The 17073-nt window shown below is 70.6% G+C and carries 2 protein-coding genes (1 of these 2 only partly in view); both read left to right on the top strand.

All coding sequences use genetic code 11. The features are described 5' to 3' along the window. Positions 1-15232: the 3' portion of a non-ribosomal peptide synthase/polyketide synthase gene (locus G4D85_RS46175; protein WP_164021102.1), read on the top strand. The gene continues 13553 nt to the left of window position 1, outside the view; 15232 of the gene's 28785 nt are visible here — the last part of the coding sequence; its start codon lies beyond the left edge, outside the window; its stop codon occupies positions 15230-15232. Continuing rightward, the gene (locus G4D85_RS46170; RefSeq protein WP_164021100.1) at positions 15229-16902 is read left to right on the top strand and encodes a cyclic peptide export ABC transporter; all 1674 of its coding nucleotides are present in this window, start codon (positions 15229-15231) and stop codon (positions 16900-16902) included. The genes G4D85_RS46175 and G4D85_RS46170 overlap by 4 nt, the downstream gene beginning before the upstream one ends. Positions 16903-17073 lie beyond the last annotated feature (171 nt).

Here is a 17073-nt window from a genome sequence, read left to right as displayed (position 1 = left end):
CGACAAGCCGCGTCCGTCCGTGCAGACCTTCGGGGGTGCGCAGGTGCTCGCCGGCCTGCCGCCCGCGACCTCCGACGCGATCAATGCACTGTGCCAGCAGGAAGGCGCCACGCCCTTCATGGCCCTGCTCGCCGCCTTCCAGTTGCTGCTGGCGCGGTACTCCGGCCAGCGAGACATCCCCGTCGGCACCTCCATCGCGGGGCGCCAGCACGGTGAGCTGGAAGGCCTCATCGGCTTCTTCGTCAACACCCTGGTGCTGCGCGCCCGGGTGGAGGACTCCCTCTCCTTCCGCGGCCTGCTGCGGCAGGTGAAGGAGACGGCACTGGGCGCGTACGCGCACCAGGATGTGCCCTTCGAGCGGCTGGTGGAGGAGCTCCAGCCCACGCGCGACCTGGGCCGTAGCCCCCTCTTCCAGGTGTTCTTCGTCCTGCAGAACACGCCCGACCTCGCGCCCACGAAGCAGGGCGTGGAGTCCGCACGGCGGGAGCTGGAGCCCCAAGCCTCCACGGCGAAGTTCGAGCTGCAGCTGAGCCTGGTGGACTCGCCAGACGGCTACGCCGGAACGCTGGTCTACAACACGGACCTGTTCGAGGCGGACACCGCCCAGCGCATGGCGGAGCACTTCCGGACGCTGGTGGCCGCCGTGGTCTCCCGGCCCGACGTGCCCCTGGCCTCCGTGCCCATGCTGGCGGAGACCGAGCGCAAGCAACTGCTCGTGGACTGGAACGCCACCGCCGCCGAGTACCCGCGCGCCTCCACCCTTCCCGAGGTCTTCTCGCAGGTGGTGGCCCGGCATCCCGACAAGGTTGCCGTCGAGTTCGCCAGTCAGCTCGAAGGCCCGCGCCTCACCTACCGTCAGCTCGACGCGCGCGCCAACCAGCTCGCGCACCATCTGCGCGCCCTGGGCGTGTCCACCGACTCGCGCGTCGCCCTCGCCGTCGAGCGCTCGCTAGAGCTCGTCGTCTCGCTGGTGGCCATCCTCAAGGCGGGTGGCGCCTACGTGCCGCTCGACCCGGGCTACCCGCGGGAGCGGCTCGCCGGGATGGTGGAGGACTCGCGCCCCCGCGTGCTCATCACCACCCGGGCCCTGCTGCCGAAGCTGCCCGCCGAGGGACTGTCCACCGTGGTGCTGGAGGACGCCCCCCTCTCCGCGCTTCCCACCACCCCGCCGACGCTGGCCGCGCTGCCCGACAGCCTCGCGTACATCGACTTCACCTCCGGCTCCACCGGCCGACCCAAGGGCGTCGGCACGCCCCACCGTGCCGTGCTGCGCACCGTCTTCGGTGTCGACTTCGCACGCTTCGGACCTGACGAGACGTGGCTGCTCAACGCCCCCATCTCCTTCGATGCCTCCACCCTGGAGCTCTGGGGCGCGCTGCTGCACGGCTCGCGACTGGTGGTGATGCCGCCCCAGGCCACCTCGCTCGAAGAGCTGGGCGAGCTGCTCCAGCGCACCGGAGTCACCTCCCTGTGGCTCACCTCCGGACTCTTCACCCAGCTGGTGGATGGAAACCTGGAAGCGCTGCGCACGGTGAAGCAGGTGCTCACCGGAGGCGATGTCGTGAGCGCGCCGCATGTCCGCCGCGTGCTGGACACCGTGGGCGTGCCCGTCACCAACGGCTACGGCCCCACGGAGACTACCGTCTTCGCCACCTGCTTCCGGCTGACCCACGCCTCGCAGGCAGGCAGCGCGGTGCCCATCGGCGGCCCCATCGGCAACACCCGGGTGTACGTGCTGGACGCCTCCGGCCAGCCCTTGCCCGTGGGTGTCCCGGGTGAGGTCTTCATCGGTGGCGACGGACTGGCGCGCGGCTACCTGGAGCAGCCGGCCCTGACCGCCGAGCGCTTCGTGCCCGACGCCTTCACGGACGTCCCCGGCGCCCGCCTCTACCGCACGGGAGACCTCGCCCGCTGGCGCAAGGATGGCGTGCTGGACTTCCTCGGCCGTGCCGACGCCCAGGTGAAGCTGCGCGGCTTCCGCATCGAGCTGGCTGAGGTCGAAGCCGCCCTGGCATGGCACCCCTCCGTGCGCGAAGCCGTGGCCGTCGTCCGTGAGGACGCCCCCGGAGACAAGCGCCTGGTGGCCTACGTCGTGGCCGCCGAAGGCGAGACGCTGGACACCGCCACGCTGCGCACCACGCTCAAGCAGCGGCTGCCCGAGTACATGGTTCCCGCGGCCATCGTCGTGCTGGAGGCGGTGCCGCTGACGGCCAATGGCAAGGTGGACCGCGCCGCACTGCCCTCTCCAGACAGCGCCCTGGCTGCCCAGGCCCATGAGTACGTGGCGCCCCGCAGCCCGGTGGAGGAGCAGCTCGCCGCCATCTGGGCGGACGTGCTGCATATCGAGCGCGTCGGCATCCACGATGACTTCTTCGAGCTGGGCGGCCACTCGCTGCTGGCCACGCAGCTCGTCTCGCGAATCCAGGCCACCCTGGGCGTGAAGGTGCCGCTGCGAGAGCTCTTCGACGCGCCCTCCATCGAGCGCCTCGCGCCGCGTCTGGAAGCCCTCACCCGGCAGGACGAGGCCAGCCCACTCCCGGCCCTGAAGCCCCTTCCCCGCACCGGCGCGGTGCCACTGTCGTTCGCGCAGCAGCGGCTGTGGTTCCTCGACCGGCTGGAGCCAGGCAGCCCGAACTACAACATTCCCCTCGCGCTGCGGCTGGAGGGCACGCTGGAGGTGGCTTCCCTGGAGCGCGCCTTCACGGAGCTGGTGCGCCGTCACGAGTCGCTGCGCACCACCTTCGCCGAAGAGGCCCAGGGCGCCGTCCAGCACGTCCATGAGCCCAAGCCCCTGGCACTGGCCGTGGTGGAGCTGACGGCACTGGAGCCGGAGGCGAGAGAGGCTGAAGCACACCGGCTCACGCGCGAGGAGGCGCGCCGACCCTTCAACCTCGCCACCGGTCCGCTGCTGCGCACCCGCCTGCTGAAGCTCTCCGAGACCCAGCACGTGCTGCTGCTGACCATGCACCACATCGTCTCTGACGGCTGGTCCATGGGTGTGCTCGTGCGCGAGATGAGCGCGCTGTACCAGGCGTTCCGCGCGGGCCAGCCCTCGCCCCTGGCGGAGCTGCGCCTCCAGTACACGGATTATGCGGACTGGCAGCGTGGCTGGTTGAGGGACGCCGCGCTGGATGCGCAGGTGTCCTGGTGGCGCGAGCACCTCGCCGGTGCGGCGCCCGTGCTGGAGCTGCCCACCGACTTCCCGCGTCCCGCCGTTCAGGGATTCAAGGGCTCGCGGGTGGGGCGGCTGCTGCCCCGGGAGCTGGCCGAGTCCCTCCACACGCTCTGCCGCCGCGAAGGCACCACCCTCTTCATGACCCTGCTGGCGGGCTTCGAGGTCGTCCTCGCCCGCTACTCCGGTCAGAACGACTTCGTCGTCGGCACCGACATCGCCAACCGGCACCACGGTGAAACCGAAGGCCTCATCGGCTACTTCATCAACCAGCTCGCCCTGCGCGCGCGGTTGGACGGTGACCCCACCTTCCGTGAGCTGCTGGGCCGGGTCCGTCAGACCACCCTGGGCGCCTACGCCCACCAGGACCTGCCCTTCGAGGAGCTGGTCAAGGCCGTCAATCCCGAGCGCAGCCGGGGTCACAACCCCCTCTTCCAGGTGAAGCTGGTCCTCCAGAACCAGCCCGCCTCCGCGTTGGAAGTGCCGGGGCTCACCCTGCGCACCGAGGATGTGGAGACCGGCACGTCGCGCCTGGACCTCACGCTCTCCATCATGGAGACGGCGCAGGGCCTGGAGTGTGGCTGCGAGTACCGCACCGACCTCTTCGAGGCGGCGACGATTGACCGCATGTTGCAGCACCTGGGCACGGTGCTGCGGGCGGCGGCGGCCCGGCCGGAAGCGCGACTCTCCGCGCTGCCCCTCATGGCCGAGGCGGAGCAGGAGCAGGTGCTGGTGGAGTGGAACGCCACCGAGCGCACCTTCCCGCGCGACGCCTGCGCCCATCATCTCTTCGAGGCCCAGGCCGCGCTGAGCCCGGACGCCGTCGCCGTACGCTTCGAGGGCCAGTCGATCACCTATTCGCAGCTCGACTCGCGCGCCAACCGACTGGCGCACCACCTGCGCACCCTCGGCATCCGTCCCGAGGTGCCCGTGGCGCTCTGCGTGGAGCGCTCCCTGGACACCGTCGTCGGCATCCTCGGCATCCTCAAGGCCGGCGGCGCCTGGGTGCCCATGGATGCCAGCTACCCGGTGGAGCGCCTCACGTACATGCTGCGTGACTGCGCCGCTCCTGTCCTCGTCACCACCGAGGCCATCGCCGACGAGCTGCCCGCTGGCAGCGAGCAGCTCGTCCTGCTCGATGCGGACGCCGCCCTCATCGCCGCTCAGCCTGAAGTCGCCTTCGAGAGCGGAGCTGGCGCGGACAACCTCGCGTACATCATCTACACCTCGGGCAGCACGGGGCGGCCCAAGGGCACGCTGTTGCAGCATCGCGGCCTGTGCAACACGGCACTGACGGCCGCATGCGAGCATGGCTTCACGCCCGACAGCCGCGTGCTCCAGTACGCCGCCTTTGGCTTCGACGCCTCGGTGGCTGAAATCTTCGGTGCCCTGCTAGCGGGCGCCACCCTGGTGCTCGCGCCTCGCGAGCGCCTCATGCCCGGCGCGCCCCTGCGCACCCTGCTGCGCGACGAGGCCATCACCGCTGTCACCCTGACGCCCTCCGTGCTGGCGCAGATGGAGCCCGAGGACTTCCCCGCGCTTCAGACGCTCATCTCCGCCGGTGAGTCCTGCACGCCGGAGCTGGTGGAGCGCTGGGGCAACCGCGTGCGGCTACTCAACGCCTACGGCCCCACTGAAGTCACCGTGTGCGCGACCCTCGCGGGACCGCTCACTCCGGGACAGCGCCTGACCATTGGCCGGCCCTGGGCCAACGTGCGCGTCTACGTGCTGGACGCTTCACTGCGGCCGGTGCCGGTGGGCGTGCCGGGCGAGCTGTGCGTGGACAGCGTGGGCCTGGCTCGCGGCTACCTCGGCCAGCCTGGACTGAGTGCGGAACGCTTCGTCTCCAACCCCTTCTCCACCACTCCTGGCGCGCGCCTGTACCGCACCGGAGACAAGGTGCGGTGGCTGGCTGACGGCACGCTGGAGTACCTGGGCCGCATCGACCAGCAGGTGAAGCTGCGCGGCTTCCGCATCGAGCTGGGTGAAGTGGAGTCCCTCCTGGCGCAGCAGCCCTCCGTGCGCGAGGCCGTCGCAGTGGTGCGCGAGGACGCTCCCGGCGACAAGCGCCTGGTCGCCTACGTCGTGGCCGAGGATGGCGACACGCTGGACGCCGCCGTCCTCCGTACGGCCCTCAAGCAGCGCCTGCCCGAGCACATGGTGCCCGCGGTCATCTCCGTGGTGGACGCACTGCCGCTGACGCCCAACGGCAAGGTGGACCGCGCCGCCCTGCCCTCTCCCGACACGGCACTGGCCTCGCAGGCCCGTGAGTACGCGGCCCCTCGCAACCCACTGGAGGGACAGCTCGCGGCCATGTGGGCGGAGCTGCTGCATGTCGAGCGCGTCGGCGTCCACGACGACTTCTTCGAGCTGGGCGGTCACTCACTTCTGGCCACGCAGGTCGTTGCCCGACTGGAAGCCACCTTCGGCGTGGAAGTCCCGCTGCGAGATCTCTTCGACGCCCCCTCCATCGCGCAGCTCGCGCCGCGCCTGGAGTCCCTCACCCAGCAGCAACAGGTCAGCCCGGTCCCACGGGTCCACCCCGCCGACCGCACCGGCAGACTGCCGTTGTCCTTCGCGCAGCAGCGCCTGTGGTTCCTCGATCGGCTGGAGCCGGGCAGCCCGAGCTACAACGTCCCGCTCGCACTACAGCTGGAGGGTTCACTCGACGTAGGCTCCCTGGAGCGAGCCTTCTCGGAGCTGGTGCGCCGCCACGAGTCGCTGCGCACCACCTTCGCCGAGGACTCGCAGGGCGCGGTCCAGCTCATCCATGAGGCCGGGGTGCTTCCCCTGCCGGTGGTGGAACTCGGGACCCTGACGCCGGAGGACCGCGAGGCAGAGGTGCTGCGTCTGGTGCACGAGGAGGCCCGCCGGCCCTTCAACCTCGCCACCGGCCCGCTGCTGCGCACCTGCCTGCTGCGGCTCACCGACACCCAGCATGTGCTGATGATGACGATGCACCACATCGTCTCCGACGGCTGGTCCATGAGCGTGCTGGTGCGCGAGATGAGCGCGCTGTACCAGGCCTGCTGCGCGGGCCAGGCCTCGCCGCTCAGCGAGCCCTCGCTCCAGTACGCCGACTACGCCCTGTGGCAGCGCGGCTGGCTCAAGGATGAGGCCCTGGAGGCCCAGCTCTCCTACTGGCGCAACAAGCTCCAGGGAGCCCAGACGCTGGAGCTGTCCACCGACAAGCCTCGCCCGGCCATCCAGTCCTTCCGGGGCGCCCGCGAGTCCTTCCAGCTCTCCCCGGCGCTGACTCGCGCGCTTCACGCGCTGGCCCAGCAAGAGGGGTCCACCCTCTTCATGACGATGCTGGCCGCGCTCCAGACGCTGCTGGCCCGCTACTCCGGTCAGCAGGACATCGTCGTCGGCTCTCCCATCGCCGGCCGAGGTCGCGCCGAGCTGGAGGGGCTGGTGGGGGTCTTCCTCAACAACCTCGTGCTGCGCTCGCAGGTGCGGGGGCAGGACTCCTTCCGCCAGCTGCTGGCCCAGGTGAAGCGCACCACCCTGGACGCCTACGCCCACCAGGACGTGCCCTTCGAGAAGCTCGTCGAGTCGCTCCAGCCCCAGCGTGACCTCAGCCGCTCACCGCTGTTCCAGGTCATGCTCTCGCTGGACAACATCGGGGTGAACGAGCTGGCGGTGCCGGGACTCGTCTTCAAGACGCTTCCCTCGGACACGGCCGTGGCCAAGTTCGACCTCACCCTCTGGGTCACAGAGGCCGAGGGGGTCCTGAAGGGCGCGCTGGAATACAACGTCGACCTGTTCGACGCGGCCTCCATGCTTCGCATGCTGGAGCACCTGCGCTCCCTGCTCGACTCCGCGGTCTCCGCTCCGGACTCGCGCCTCGACTCCCTGGTCCTCTTCACTTCCGAGGAGCGGCAGGCGTTGCTGGTCGACTGGGCAGGCCCCACCGTGGCCCGCTCCGAGGCCACCGTCGTTCAGCTCTTCGAGGCCCAGGCGGAGCTGACGCCGGACGCACCGGCGCTCTGCTTCGAGGACACGTCCCTGTCCTTCTCCGAGCTCAATGGCCGCGCCAACCAGCTCGCTCACTTCCTGCGCCAGCGCTACGTCGGCCCCGAGGTGCGCGTCGCCCTCTGCGTCGAGCGCTCCCTTGAGCTGGTCGTCGCCATGCTCGGCATCCTCAAGGCCGGCGGCGCCTTCGTCCCGCTCGACCCGAGCTACCCCGCCGAGCGCCTGGCCTACATGCTGGAGGATTGTGGAGCGCCGCTGCTGCTGACGCAGGACTCCATCGCCGACTCGCTCGACGCCCATGGCCGGCTGGTCGTCCGGCTGGACTCGGACTGGGACTCCATCGAGCGCCTGTCCGAGGACAATCCCGTCCCCCAGGTCACCGAGGACAGCCTCGCCTACAGCATCTACACGTCCGGCAGCACCGGACAGCCCAAGGGCACGCTGCTGGCCCACCGGGGCCTGGCCAACACCGCCCTCGCCGCGGTGAAGGCCCACGGCTTCCACCCCGCCAGCCGCGTCCTCCAGTACGCCGCCTCCAGCTTCGACGCCGCCGTCTGCGAGGTCTTCTCCTCCCTGCTGGCCGGTGCCTGCCTCGTCCTCGCACCCAAGGACCGGCTGCTGCCCGATGAGCCGCTGCGGACGTTGCTGGACGAGCAGCGCATCACGGCCGTCACCCTGACGCCTTCGGTGCTCACGCACCTCAAGCCCGAGGGCCTGCCGCACCTGCGCACCATCATCTCCGCCGGCGAGGCACTGCCCGCCGAGCTGGCCCGGCGCTGGGGCGAGGGCCGCACGCTGCTCAATGCCTACGGCCCCACCGAGACCACCGTCTGCGCCACAATCACGACCGGGCCCGTCAACCCGGAGCGGCTGACCATCGGCCGTCCCTGGGACAACGTGCAGGTGTACGTGCTCGACTCGGCCCTGCAGCCAGTGCCCGTCGGCGTGCCCGGCGAGCTCTTCGTCGCGAGCCCCGGCCTGGCGCGTGGCTACCACGGCAGGCCGGAGCTGACGGCGGAGCGCTTCGTCCCGCATCCCTTCTCCTCCACGCCAGGCGCTCGCCTCTACCGCACGGGCGACAAGGTGCGTTGGCTGGGCCATGGAGAGGTGGAATACCTGGGCCGCATCGACGAGCAGGTGAAGCTGCGCGGCTTCCGCATCGAGCTGGGTGAAGTCGAAGCGGCGCTGCTGCGTCACCCCTCGGTGGCTGGTGCCGTGGTCGCGCTGCGCGAGGACGCGCCGGGCGACAAGCGGCTGGTGGCCTACGTCGTCGCCCAGGACGGTGAAGCGCCGGAGTCCTCCGTGCTGCGGGCCTTCCTCAAGGACTCGCTGCCCGAGCACATGGTGCCCGCGGTCATCTCCGTGCTGGACGCGCTGCCGCTGACGCCCAACGGCAAGGTGGACCGCGCCGCCCTGCCCTCTCCGGACACGACACGGGCGTCCCAGACCCGTGAGTACGAGGCCCCTCGCAACCCGGTGGAGCAGAAGCTCGCCGCCATGTGGTCGGAGCTGTTGCACGTCGAGCGCGTCGACCTCCGCGACAACTTCTTCGAGCTGGGCGGTCACTCGCTACTCGCCACGCAGCTGGTGGCTCGGGTGCGCACGGCTTTCGGCGTGGAGCTGCCCCTGCGCAGCCTGTTCGGAGCCGGCTCGCTTCAGGGCCTGGCTCGCGAAGTCGACGCCGCCATGAAGTCCGGCCCGGGCACGGCGCCTCCTCCTCCCGTGGCCGTGCCGCGCACCGGAGAGCCGCTGCCGCTCTCCTTCGCGCAGCAGCGCCTGTGGTTCCTCGACCAGCTCCAGCCCGGAACGGCGCACTACAACATGCCCTCCGCGCTGCGCCTGGAGGGCCCGCTCGACGCCGGCTCCCTGGAGCACGCGTTCACGGAGCTGGTGCGTCGCCACGAGCCCCTGCGCACCGTCTTCCGCGACGAAGGCGGCACGCCCGTCCAGGTCATCCAGCCTCCGGCGCCGTTCGTCCTTCCCCTCGTCGACCTGACCGGTCGCGAGGACCGTGAGGCCGAGGTCACGCGCCGGGCCACCGAAGAGCTGTCTCGCCCCTTCAACCTGTCCACCGGCCCGCTGCTCCGCGCCACGCTCCTGAAGCTCACGGGGACCCAGCACGTGCTGCTGCTGACCATGCACCACATCGTCTCCGACGGTTGGTCCATGGGCGTGCTCGTGCGTGAGATGGATGCGCTCTACCGGGCCTTCTCGACGGGACGCCCCTCACCCCTGCCGGAGCTGCCGCTTCAGTACGCGGACGTGGCCCTGTGGCAGCGAGGCTGGCTGAAGGACGAGGCACTGGAGGCACAGCTCTCCTGGTGGCGCGAGCATCTCCGCGGAGCACCCCAGTCCCTGGAGCTGCCTACCGACTTCGCTCGGCCCCCGGTGCAGACCTTCCACGGCTCATCCGTGCCCCTGCACTTCTCCCGCTCGCTGTCCGAGTCCCTGCGCGCGTTCTGCCTGAAGGAGGGCGTGACTCCCTTCATGGCCCTGCTGGGCGCCTTCCAGGCCCTGCTGTCGCGCTACTCCGGCCAGGACGATGTCGTCGTGGGCTCGCCCATCGCCGGCCGTCGCTTCGCCGAGATGGACGGCATCATCGGCTTCTTCGTCAACATGCTCGCCCTGCGCTCGCGGCTGGATGACCAGCCGTCGCTGACGCAGCTGGCGGCCCGGGTGCGTGAGACCACGCTGGGGGCCCAGTCACACCAGGACATCCCCTTCGAGAAGCTCGTCGAGTCGCTCGCGCCGGCACGTGCGATGGACCGGTCCCCGCTCTTCCAGGCCTACTTCTCGCTCCAGAGCGAGCCGCTCCCGTCCCTGGAGGACACCGAGCTTCGCATCTCTCCCGTCGAGACGCAGGGCACCCTTTCCCGGTTCGACCTCGAGCTGGCGGTAGGCGAGTCGCCCGAGGGCTTCGCGGGTACGCTCCACTACAACACCCGCCTCTTCCTGCCTCGCACCGCCGAGCGGCTCTCCGCGCACCTGTCCACGCTGCTCGAAGGCGCGCTGGCACAACCGCTCCTGCCTCTGTCCGCCATTCCGCTGCTGGAGACCGATGAGCGCGAGCAATTGCTCGTCGGGTGGAATGACACCGCCCGGGCCTTCGAGGCCACGCCGCTGCACCTCCAGTTCGAAGCGCAGGCGGCTCGCACTCCGGACGCACTCGCCCTGTCCTCCGGTGAGGAGCAGCTCACCTATCGACAGCTCCTCCAGCGTGTCCGAAACCTGTCCCGCCGCCTCCAGGCGCTGGGCGTTCGCCCCGACATGCCCGTGGGCCTGTGCGCCGTGCGCTCCTGCGACATGGTGGCTGGACTCCTCGCCATCCTCCACGCGGGCGGCGCCTACCTCCCACTGGACCCGAGCTACCCCGCCGACCGACTCGCGTACATGCTCCGCGACTCCGGTGCCTCCGTCCTGCTGACGCACCAGGCACTCCTTGGCACCGTGCCTGGCGAGGGCCTGTCGGTGCTGCGCTTCGAGGACTCCACCGGGGATGCCGAGGCCACGGTGGCGCCGGGGGCCTCTCAGTCGGAGCACCTGGCGTACGTCATCTACACCTCGGGCAGCACCGGCCTGCCCAAGGGCGTCATGGTGCCCCACCGCACCGCCGCCAACTTCCTCGCCTCCATGGATGGGCTGCTGGAGGCCGCCTCCGCCGGCACGTGGCTGGCCGTCACCTCCATCTCCTTCGACATCCATGTCCTGGAGCTGCTGTGGACGCTGAGCCGCGGCTTGCACGTCGTCCTGCATGACGAGCAGGCCGCCTCGCGTGGCGGGAAGGCGCCTTCGCTGCCAGAGGTGCTGCGCCGCCACGCCGTCACGCACCTCCAGTGCACGCCCTCCTTCGCACGCACCCTGGTGCTGGCTCCCGAGTCCGTCTCCGCGCTGGCTTCGCTGCGTCACCTGCTCGTCGGCGGCGAAGCCCTGCCCGGTGCCCTGGCCCGCTCGCTTCGCGCCGTCCTTCCTCACACGGCCCTCACCAACATGTACGGCCCGACGGAGACCACCGTCTGGTCCTCCACCCACCGGGTGAAGGACTCCGACGCGACGGCTACCGTCTCCCTCGGCACTCCCATCGCCAACACCCGCCTGTACGTGCTGGATGGACGTGGCCAGCCGGTGCCCGTCGGTGTGCCTGGAGAGCTGTTCATCTCCGGCGAGGGCGTCGTGCGTGGCTACCTGCGCCGACCGGACCTCACCGCCGAGCGCTTCATTCCGGACCCGTTCTCCTCCACGCCCGGCGGCCGCATGTACCGCACCGGAGACCTGGCGCGCTGGCGGCATGACGGCACCCTGGACTTCCTCGGCCGCGCCGACTTCCAGGTGAAGGTGCGTGGCTTCCGCATCGAGCTGGGAGAAGTCGAAGCCGCACTCTCCAGCCACCCCGAGGTCCTCCAGGCCGTGGCCGGCGTGCACCGTGACAGCAACGGCGACGGACGGCTGGTGGCGTGGCTGGTGCCCCAGTCCGGCCGCACCCTCGACGCGAGCGCCCTGCGCGACTGGGCCCGTCACCAGCTGCCCGAGCACCTGGTGCCCTCGCTCTTCGTCTCGCTGGACGCCTTCCCCCTCACGCCCAATGGCAAGGTGGACCGCAAGGCGCTGCCCGCCCCCACGCAGGCGCTGCTCTCCTCCGGCCCCTCCTACGTCGAGCCTCGCACTCCACTGGAGCAGCAGCTCGCCGAGCTGTACGCCTCCGTGCTGGGCGTCCCCCGGGTGGGAGCGCTGGACGACTTCTTCGCCCTGGGCGGCCACTCCCTGCTGGCCACCCAGGCCGTGTCTCGCATCCGCTCCGTCTTCGGTGTGGACGTGCCCCTGCGTGCCCTCTTCGAAGCTCCCACTGTCGCCGCGCTGGCCGCGCACATCCAGGCCGCGCCTCGCACCGCTGACGGGCTCGCACTGCCTCCGCTGCGGCCTGCCTCCCGCGACTCCGCACCGCCGCTGTCCTTCGCCCAGCAGCGCCTGTGGTTCCTGGATCAGTTCCAGCCGGGCCTGTCCACCTACAACCTCCCGCTCGCGCTGTGGCTCGAGGGTGCGCTGAACGCCCCGGCCCTGACGCACGCCTTCACGGAGCTGCTCCGCCGCCACGAATCGCTCCGGACCACGTTCCGTGACGAGGGTGGCACGCCCGTCCAGGTCCTCCACCCGCCGGTGGATTTCCCGCTCGCCCTCGTGGACCTCACGGGCATCGAGAACTCCGAGGGCGAGGCCCGCCGACTGCTCACCGAGGAGGTCGCGCGTCCCTTCAACCTGACCACCGGTCCGCTGCTGCGGGCCACGCTGCTGAAGCTCGCGGACACGCGGCACGCGCTGCTGCTGACGATGCACCACATCGTCTCCGACGCCTGGTCCATGAACGTGCTCGTGGGCGAGATGGATGCGCTCTACCGGGCCTTCTCCGCCGGCCAGCCGTCGCCGCTTCCCGAGCCTCGGCTCCAGTACGCGGACTACGCGGTCTGGCAGCGCGGCTGGCTGAAGGACGAGGCGCTGGACTCGCAGCTCACGTACTGGAAGCAGCACCTCGCCGGAGCGCCCCAGGCCCTGGAGCTGCCCACGGACTTCGCCCGTCCGGCGACGCCGTCGTTCCGCGGCGCCGCCTTCCACTTCCAGCTCCCCACCGCGCTCTCGCGCCAGCTCCAGGCCTTCTGCCAGAAGGAGGGCGTCACCCTCTTCATGGCCCTGCTCGGCGCCTTCCAGGCCGTGCTGTCGCGCTACTCCGGCCAGGACGACATCGTCGTCGGCTCCCCCATCGCCGGCCGCCGCTTCGCCGAGCTGGAGGGGCTCGTCGGCTTCTTCGTCAACACCCTGGCCCTCCGCTCGCGCTTCGAGGACCGTCCCTCGCTGACCCAGCTCGTGGCCCAGGTCCGCGAGGCCACGCTGGGCGCCTACTCCCACCAGGATGTTCCCTTCGAGAAGCTCGTCAACGAGCTGCAGCCGAACCGCGACACCCGCCGCGCGCCGCTCTTCCAGGTGATGTTCAACTTGCAGAACGCGGCGGAGAAGGCCTCGATGCCCCCGGCCGGTGACCTCGTGCTGAGGCCGCTGGACTCGGAGCTGGCCACCTCGCGCTTCGACCTCACCCTCTCCATGGCCGACACGCCCGACGGGCTCTCCGGCCAGGCCGAGTTCAGCACCGACCTCTTCCGCGAGGAGACCGTCCGCCGCCTCGTCGCCCACTTCCAGGTCCTCCTCGAAGGCGCCCTCGCCGAGCCCCAGCGTCCGCTCGCGCACCTGCCCCTGCTCACCGCCGAGGAGCGCGAGCAGGTCCTCACTCACTGGAACGACTCGCGGCGCGAGGAGCTGGCGCGCGAGTCGCTCATCCACCTCCTCTTCCAGGAGCAGGTGGCCCGCGCTCCCGACGCGCCCGCCCTCACCGACGGCGCCACGCACCTCACCTACCGGCAGCTCCACGAGCACTCCAACCAGCTGGCCCGGCGCCTCGTCGCCGCTGGCGCGGGCCCGGGCATCCCCGTGGCGCTGTGCCTGGAACGCTCCCCTGAGTCCGTCACCGCGTTGCTCGCCATCCTCAAGTCCGGGAGCGCGTGGCTGCCGCTGGAGCCCACGTACCCGTCCGAGCGACTGGCCTTCATGCTCGAGGACTCGGGCGCCACCCTGCTGGTGACACGCGCGGCGATGGCGGAGCGCTTCTCCTCCGCCTCCGTGCGCATCCTCACCGTGGAGGCCGAGGCGCCCCTCGCCGCCCAGGAGCCCGTGGACGCCTTGCCCCCGCGCTGCCTCCCGGACGACCTGGCCTACATCATCTACACGTCCGGCAGCACCGGCCGTCCCAAGGGCACGCTGTTGACGCACCGGGGCCTGTGCGCCAGCGCCTCGGCCGCCGCCATCGCCCACCGCTTCCACCCGGGCAGCCGCGTCCTCCAGTACGCCGCCGCCAGCTTCGATGCCTCCGTCATGGAGGTCTTCGCCACGCTGCTGGCCGGTGCCACCCTCGTGCTCGCGCCCCGCGAGCGGCTGCTGCCCGACGAGCCCCTGCGCTCGCTGCTGGTGGAGCAGCGCATCACCGCCATCACCCTCACGCCGTCGGTGCTCGCCCAGCTCCAGCCCGAGGGCCTGCCCCTGCTGGAGACGGTCATCTCCGCCGGTGAGGCCCTGTCGCCCGAGGTGGCCCGCCGCTGGAGCACGGGCCGCACGCTGCTCAATGCCTACGGCCCCACCGAGGCCACCATCTGCGCGGCCATCACCCGTGGCTCCGTCAACGCCGAGCGCCCCACCCTGGGCCAGCCCTGGGCCAACACGCGGCTGTACGTGCTCGACGACACGCTGCGGCCCGTGCCCGTGGGCGTGCCCGGCGAGCTGTTCATCTCCGGCGTGGGGCTCGCGCGAGGCTACGTGCGCCGCGCGGACCTCACCGCCGAGCGCTTCCTGCCCGACCCCTTCTCCACCACCCCTGGCATGCGCATGTACCGCTCGGGCGACCGGGCACGCTGGCTGGGCTCCGGGGAGCTGGAGTACCTGGGCCGGCTCGATGCCCAGGTGAAGCTGCGCGGCTTCCGCATCGAGCTCGGCGAAGTCGAGGCGACGTTGCGCGCCTTCACCGGCGTGCACGAGGCGGTGGTCCTGGTGCGCGAGGATGCGCCGGGCGACCAGCGCCTGGCCGGCTACGTCACCGCGGACGCGTCGCTGGACCTGGGCGCACTGCGCACGCACCTCCTGCAGCGGCTGCCGGACTTCATGGTGCCCTCCGCGCTGGTGCGCCTGGATGCCCTCCCGCTCACCCCCAACGGGAAGCTGGACCGCGGCGCCCTGCCGGCACCGGAAGCGCGTGCGTCGCTGCGCCCGTACGTGGCACCGCGCGACGAGCTGGAGCAGCAGGTCGCGGACATCTGGGCCGAGGTGCTCCGCGTGGAGCGCGTGGGCATCCATGACAGCTTCTTCGAGCTGGGCGGCCACTCGCTGCTCGCCACCCAGCTCATCGCCCGCGTGCGCTCGACATTCGAAGTGGAGCTGCCGCTGCGCGGGCTCTTCGAGCAACCCACCGTGGAGGGCATGACGAACCTCGTCCTGGAAGCCCTCGCGGAGAAGGTAGACGCCTCCGAGTTGGACGAAATGGTGGAAGCCCTATGAACCTGCTGCTCATCCTGCTGCGCAAGTCGACCCGGCTGGCCGTCCTCACCCTGGTGCTGGGGGTGCTGTCCGGCATCAGCAGCGCGTCGCTGCTCGGCCTCATCCACCACGCCCTCGCCGCGAGCACGCAGTCCTCCGTGAGCGACATCGCCATGACCTTCGTGGCCGTGGCGGTGGCGGCCCTGCTGACGCGCATGGGCTCCGGGCTCATGATCAACCGGCTCCAGCAGAAGATCCTCCTGGACCTGCGCCTGTGGCTCAGCCGTCACCTGCTCTCCACGTCGCTGCGGACGATGGAGGAGGCGGGGGCCCACCGCATGCTGTCCTCCCTCATGCAGGACATCGCCACCCTGACCACCGGCGTCGTCATGCTGCCGGAGGTCTTCATCAGCAGCTCCCTCATCCTGGGCGGCCTCGGCTACCTGGGCTGGCTGTCGTGGCCCCTGTGCCTGTTGGGCCTTTCCTTCATGGTCGTGGGGCAGCTGACGTTCGCCCTCCCGTCGCGCCTGGGCCAGCGCTACCAGGAGCAGGCGCGCGAGGAGAGCACCCTGCTGCTGCGGCGCTTCTTCTCCCTGGCCGAGGCCGCCAAGGAGTTCCGGCTCAACCGCCAGCGCCGCCGCGACTTCTACGACAACGACCTGGGCCCGCTCGCCCGCACCGTGGGGAAGCTGTACCTGCGCACGGATGACACCTTCTCCATCGCGGGAAGCTGGGGCATGTCCGTGTACACCCTCACCATCGGCATCATGCTGCTGGTGGTGCCCCGCTACACCTCCATCTCCCCCGCGGAGGTGATGGGCGCGGTGCTCGTGGTGCTGTACCTCCAGCAGCCCCTCAACGCCGTGGTGAACTGCGCCCACAGCCTGCGCCGGGCGGAGGTGGCCATGGCGCACATCGAGAAGCTCGGCCTCAAGCTGACGCCCGAGTTCTCCGTCGAGGCCGCGCTCACCCAGGCCGTCCGTGAGCCACCGCGAGACTTCGAGCGCATCGACCTGGCCGGTGTCACCCACACCTATCGCAACGAGCGGGACGGCGAGAAGTTCACCCTGGGCCCCATCACCACGACCTTGCACCGCGGGGAATTGCTGTTCCTCGTTGGCGGCAACGGCAGCGGCAAGACGACCCTGGCGAAGCTGCTCACCGGCCTCTACACGCCCGAGAGCGGCGAGCTGCGCGTGGACGGCCGCCCCGTCACGACGCCCGAGGCCGTGGACGACTACCGCCAGCTCTTCTCCGCCGTCTTCTTCGACTTCTTCCTCTTCGACAAGCTGCTGGGCATCTCCTCGCCCGAGCTGCTCCAGCAGGCCAACCGCTACCTGGAGCACCTGCACCTGGACAAGAAGGTGACCATCGAAGCGGACGGCAAGCTGTCGACGCTGACGCTCTCCCAGGGACAGCGCAAGCGGCTCGCGCTGCTGACGGCCTACCTGGAGGACCGCCCCGTCTACCTCTTCGATGAGTGGGCCGCCGACCAGGACCCGACGTTCAAGGACGTGTTCTACAAGCAGATCCTCCTCGACCTGAAGGGACGCGGGAAGGCCGTGGTCGTCATCAGCCATGACGACCGGTACTTCCATCTCGCGGACCGGGTCATCCACCTCGAGTCCGGCCAGCTCGTCTCCGACAAGGCGACGGGCGGCAAGGAAGCCCCGGGCGCCCTGAGCGCCTGACACGAGGTCGGAGTTCGTAGCGCGCAGTGCCGCATCCAGCACGGACGAGCCATTCAACATGAGCGACATCAAGAAGAAGCTTGCAGCGCTGACCCCCGAGAAGCGCGCCCAGCTGGCGAAGCAGCTCCAGCAGAAGGCGTCGCGCAACTCGCTGCCCGCGCTTGCCCGCCG

The sequence above is a fragment of the Pyxidicoccus trucidator genome (assembly GCF_010894435.1).
In the GTDB taxonomy this organism is placed as follows: Bacteria; Myxococcota; Myxococcia; order Myxococcales; family Myxococcaceae; genus Myxococcus; species Myxococcus trucidator.
The sequence above is the reverse complement of the archived record's forward strand: the minus strand, read 5'-3'. Positions and strand labels throughout refer to the sequence as shown.

What these genes read in the sequence shown, in the direction of transcription:
- G4D85_RS46170 (WP_164021100.1), top strand. Translation starts at nt 15,229, where the DNA reads ATGAACCTGCTGCTCATCCTGCTGCGCAAGTCGACCCGGCTGGCCGTC.